The 5765-nt window shown below is 56.4% G+C and carries 3 rRNA genes; all 3 read right to left on the bottom strand.

The features are described from left to right. Positions 1–97: ribosomal RNA gene (gene rrf / locus NCI01_RS21870) — 5S ribosomal RNA — on the bottom strand; the annotation flags it as partial. Between the two features lie 201 nt (positions 98–298). Continuing rightward, positions 299–3437: ribosomal RNA gene (locus NCI01_RS21865) — 23S ribosomal RNA — on the bottom strand. 572 nt (positions 3438–4009) lie between these two features. Then, positions 4010–5525: ribosomal RNA gene (locus NCI01_RS21860) — 16S ribosomal RNA — on the bottom strand. Positions 5526–5765: the final 240 nt, after the last annotated feature.

Here is a 5765-nt window from a genome sequence, read left to right as displayed (position 1 = left end):
CCACAACCTCTCGGTTGCAGTACCATCGGCGCTGAAAGGCTTAACTTCCGGGTTCGGTATGGGACCGGGTGTTTCCCGTTTCGCTATGGCCGCCGTAACTCTTTCAACCTGTCCAAACCTCCGCATCACACACGCGTGCGTGTGGGGTTGGGTTTGTTGGTTGGGAACTGCGTAGTGGACGCGAACAGACTCAGTGCTGAGTGTGTGTGTTCGTTGGTTTGCGCGTGAAAGGGGGTGTCGGTGTTCCACGTGGGAACCACGTGCACCCGGTGTGGGTGTGTGTGGTTGTGTACGTGGTTGGGACAAGCCCTCGGCCTATTAGTACCGGTCGGCTGGGCATTACTGCTGTACACCTCCGGCCTATCAACCCCATGTTCTGTGGGGGGCCTTACCCCATTGTTGGGTGGGAAACCTCATCTTGAAACGTGCTTCCCGCTTAGATGCATTCAGCGGTTATCACTTCCGAACGTAGCCAACCAGCCGTGCTCTTGGCAGAACAACTGGCACACCAGAGGTTCGTCCATCCCGGTCCTCTCGTACTAGGGACAGCCTTTCTCAAGTTTCCTGCGCGCGCGGCGGATAGGGACCGAACTGTCTCACGACGTTCTAAACCCAGCTCGCGTGCCGCTTTAATGGGCGAACAGCCCAACCCTTGGGACCTACTCCAGCCCCAGGATGCGACGAGCCGACATCGAGGTGCCAAACCATCCCGTCGATATGGACTCTTGGGGAAGATCAGCCTGTTATCCCCGGGGTACCTTTTATCCGTTGAGTGACCACGCTTCCACATGCCGTGGCCAGATCACTAGTTCCGACTTTCGTCCCTGCTCGACATGTCTGTCTCACAGTCAAGCTCCCTTGTGCACTTACACTCGCCACCTGATTGCCAACCAGGCTGAGGGAACCTTTGAGCGCCTCCGTTACATTTTAGGAGGCAACCGCCCCAGTTAAACTACCCATCAGGCACTGTCCCTGATCCGGATAACGGACCTAGGTTAGACATCTAGTACGACCAGAGTGGTATTTCAACGTTGACTCCACCCACACTGGCGTGTGGACTTCACAGTCTCCCACCTATCCTACACAAGCCGTACCAAACACCAATACCAAACTATAGTAAAGGTCCCGGGGTCTTTCCGTCCTGCCGCGCGTAACGAGCATCTTTACTCGTAGTGCAATTTCGCCGAGTCCATGGTTGAGACAGTGGGAAAGTCGTTACTCCATTCGTGCAGGTCGGAACTTACCCGACAAGGAATTTCGCTACCTTAGGATGGTTATAGTTACCACCGCCGTTTACTGGGGCTTAAATTCTCAGCTTCGGCATTGCTGCCTAACCGGTCCTCTTAACCTTCCAGCACCGGGCAGGAGTCAGTCCGTATACATCGTCTTACAACTTCGCACGGACCTGTGTTTTTAGTAAACAGTCGCTTTCCCCTGGTCTCTGCGGCCATCACCGCTTCCCCCAGCAAGTGGGTTCACGGATCCGGCCCCCCTTCTCCCGAAGTTACGGGGGCATTTTGCCGAGTTCCTTAACCATGGTTGTCTCGATCGCCTTAGTATTCTCTACTTGATCACCTGAGTCGGTTTGGGGTACGGGCGGCTCGTTGCTCGCTAGAGGTTTTTCTCGACAGCATAGGATCACCCACTTCGCCATATATGGCTCCGCGTCACGTCTCAGACTCCACACTGAAGTGGATGGTGCGGATTTGCCTACACCACGTCCTACACGCTTGCCCACAGACAACCATCGCTGTGGCTGGGCTACCTTCCTGCGTCACCCCATCGCTTGACTACTACCAGCTCGGGTCCCACGCTCCGCCCACCAGCCTCGCCCCGAAGGGTCCGGTCCGATGAGTTTCGGGTGGTTAGCATCACCAGGTTCGTCATGGGCGCAACTTCGCCGGTACGGGAATATCAACCCGTTGTCCATCGACTACGCCTGTCGGCCTCGCCTTAGGTCCCGACTTACCCAGGGCAGATTAGCTTGACCCTGGAACCCTTGATCATTCGGCGCACGGGTTTCTCACCCGTGATTCGCTACTCATGCCTGCATTCTCACTCGTGTGGCCTCCACGCCTGGATCACTCCGGCGCTTCACTGCCCACACGACGCTCCCCTACCCATCCAGCGCACTGAACACCGATCAAGTCGATGCTGATGTATTCGCTGAATGCCATAGCTTCGGCGGATGACTTGAGCCCCGCTACATTGTCGGCGCGGAATCACTTGACCAGTGAGCTATTACGCACTCTTTCAAGGGTGGCTGCTTCCAAGCCAACCTCCTGGTTGTCAATGCGACTCCACATCCTTTTCCACTTAGTCACCGCTTAGGGGCCTTAGCTGATGGTCTGGGCTGTTTCCCTCTCGACTACGGAGCTTATCCCCCGCAGTCTCACTGCTGCGCTCTCACTTACCGGCATTCGGAGTTTGGCTAACGTCAGTAACCTTGTAGGGCCCATCGGCTATCCAGTGCTCTACCTCCGGCAAGAAACACGCAACGCTGCACCTAAATGCATTTCGGGGAGAACCAGCTATCACGAAGTTTGATTGGCCTTTCACCCCTATCCACAGGTCATCCCCTCAGTTTTCAACCTAAGTGGGTTCGGTCCTCCACGTCGTCTTACCGACGCTTCAACCTGCCCATGGATAGATCACTTCGCTTCGGGTCTTGAGCGCGCTACTGAATCGCCCTATTCGGACTCGCTTTCGCTACGGCTTCCCCACACGGGTTAACCTCGCAACACACCGCAAACTCGCAGGCTCATTCTTCAAAAGGCACGCCGTCACCCACCACGCCCCAAAGGGACGCCCAGGCTCCGACGGATTGTAGGCACACGGTTTCAGGTACTATTTCACTCCCCGCCAGGGGTACTTTTCACCTTTCCCTCACGGTACTTGTCCGCTATCGGTCATCAAGGAGTATTTAGGCTTAACGGGTGGTCCCGCCAGATTCACACGGAATTTCAGGGGTTCCGTGTTACTTGGGAACACGCTCCAGAGCCAGCGCTTTACGTCTACGGGCCTATCACCCTCTACGGTACGGCTTTCCAACCGACTTCGACTTCCACACTGGTTTCTTACTCTGCTCTCCACCGGCAGATGAAGATGAGCGGTCCCACAACCCCCCGAGTGCAACCCCTGCCGGGTATCACACACTCGAGGTTTGGCCTCATCCGATTTCGCTCGCCACTACTCTCGGAATCACTGTTGTTTTCTCTTCCTGTCGGTACTGAGATGTTTCACTTCCCGACGTTCCCTCCACACACCCTATGTGTTCAGGTGCAGGTAACACGACATGACTCGTGCTGGGTTTCCCCATTCGGACACCCCCGGATCACAGCTTGGTTGCCAACTCCCCAGGGCTTATCGCAGGCTCCAACGTCCTTCATCGGCTCTTGATGCCAAGGCATCCACCATGTGCCCTTCATAGCTTGTCTCAACAACGTCACAACAACACACGCCGCAACACGATCAACAAACCAAAGAACACCCGACCCACCCCCAATCAAAGGATGAGCCGGCAGACTCTTTCGACCACCACCCACCAAGGAACGGTAAGCGACAGCCGAAAACAATTACACACTCACAACCAGAAACCATGCCCACAGACACCACCCCATGAGAGAAGACCCCCAGGGGTAGAACCCGCCGACACACCTCCGGTCATGAAGATGCTCGCGTCCACTATGCAGATCTCAAACAACAACCCCACCAACCCCCGCCACCCCCAGACACACCAGGAGCACGAACGAAGAGAGGACAACCAGAAGAAACAACCCCACCACACCCACCCCACCGCGAACCATCCACGGCCAGAGCTACCGGTGCAGCACGACTGATCCCTCAGGACCCAACAGTGTGCCTGACCCCACCCCCACCAACGCAGGGCATGAGCAAACCAACACCACCAACCCTCACGAGCCAGCAGAGTGATCGTCGACGATTCCACTAGTGAGACACCACCATCGCGCCCAGGCATTCGCTGGACGTCAGGGTGCGTGCTCCTTAGAAAGGAGGTGATCCAGCCGCACCTTCCGGTACGGCTACCTTGTTACGACTTCGTCCCAATCGCCAGCCCCACCTTCGACGGCTCCCTCCACAAGGGTTGGGCCACCGGCTTCGGGTGTTGCCGACTTTCGTGACGTGACGGGCGGTGTGTACAAGGCCCGGGAACGTATTCACCGCAGCGTTGCTGATCTGCGATTACTAGCGACTCCGACTTCATGGGGTCGAGTTGCAGACCCCAATCCGAACTGAGACCGGCTTTTTGGGATTCGCTCCCCCTTACGGGATCGCAGCCCTTTGTACCGGCCATTGTAGCATGCGTGAAGCCCTGGACATAAGGGGCATGATGACTTGACGTCATCCCCACCTTCCTCCGAGTTGACCCCGGCAGTCTCCTATGAGTCCCCACCATTACGTGCTGGCAACATAGAACGAGGGTTGCGCTCGTTGCGGGACTTAACCCAACATCTCACGACACGAGCTGACGACAGCCATGCACCACCTGTACACCCCCAAAAGAAGCCCCATCTCTGGAGCGGCAGGGTGTATGTCAAACCCAGGTAAGGTTCTTCGCGTTGCATCGAATTAATCCGCATGCTCCGCCGCTTGTGCGGGCCCCCGTCAATTCCTTTGAGTTTTAGCCTTGCGGCCGTACTCCCCAGGCGGGGCGCTTAATGCGTTAGCTGCGGCACGGAATCCGTGGAATGGACCCCACACCTAGCGCCCAACGTTTACGGTGTGGACTACCAGGGTATCTAATCCTGTTCGCTCCCCACACTTTCGCTCCTCAGCGTCAGGTCATTCCCAGAGAACCGCCTTCGCCACCGGTGTTCCTCCTGATATCTGCGCATTTCACCGCTACACCAGGAATTCCGTTCTCCCCTGAATACCTCTAGTCTGCCCGTATCGAAAGCAAGCCAGGTGTTAAGCACCTGGTTTTCACTCCCGACGCGACAAACCGCCTACGAGCCCTTTACGCCCAATAATTCCGGACAACGCTCGCACCCTACGTATTACCGCGGCTGCTGGCACGTAGTTGGCCGGTGCTTCTTTACCTGTTACCGTCACTTGCGCTTCGTCACAGGCGAAAGAGGTTTACAACCCGAAGGCCGTCATCCCTCACGCGGCGTTGCTGGATCAGGCTTCCGCCCATTGTCCAATATTCCCCACTGCTGCCTCCCGTAGGAGTCTGGGCCGTGTCTCAGTCCCAGTGTGGCCGGTCACCCTCTCAGGCCGGCTACCCGTCGAAGCCATGGTGAGCCATTACCTCACCATCAAGCTGATAGGCCGCGAGCACATCCCTGGCCGAAAAACTTTCCACCACCATCACATGCGCGAAGTGGTCATATCCGGTATTAATCACCGTTTCCGGTGGCTATCCCAAAGCCAGGGGCAGATTACTCACGTGTTACTCACCCGTTCGCCGCTCGAGTACCACCGAAGTGGCCTTTCCGCTCGACTTGCATGTGTTAAGCACGCCGCCAGCGTTCGTCCTGAGCCAGGATCAAACTCTCCATCGAAAACCATCAACCACCCACACCCACCCCAAAGAGCAGACACGAGCAGCGACTATCAATAAGAGCCACATCCCCTGACTGAACAAAACTGACATGTTGTCAGAATCATTGTCAAAGAAACCGCGACACCAACAACCCCACACCCAAAAAAGGCGCAGAACAAGTTGACGTCAACGGGGCATAACAAACTAATTCGTCGACTAATCAAACACACTGTTGAGTTCTCAAGTATCAGACGCACCC

Origin of the sequence: Nocardioides pinisoli, assembly GCF_024199985.1 — a bacterium.
Lineage (GTDB): Bacteria > Actinomycetota > Actinomycetes > Propionibacteriales > Nocardioidaceae > Nocardioides > Nocardioides pinisoli.
Note: the sequence above shows the minus strand (reverse complement) of the source record. Positions and strands in the feature narration are given on the sequence as shown.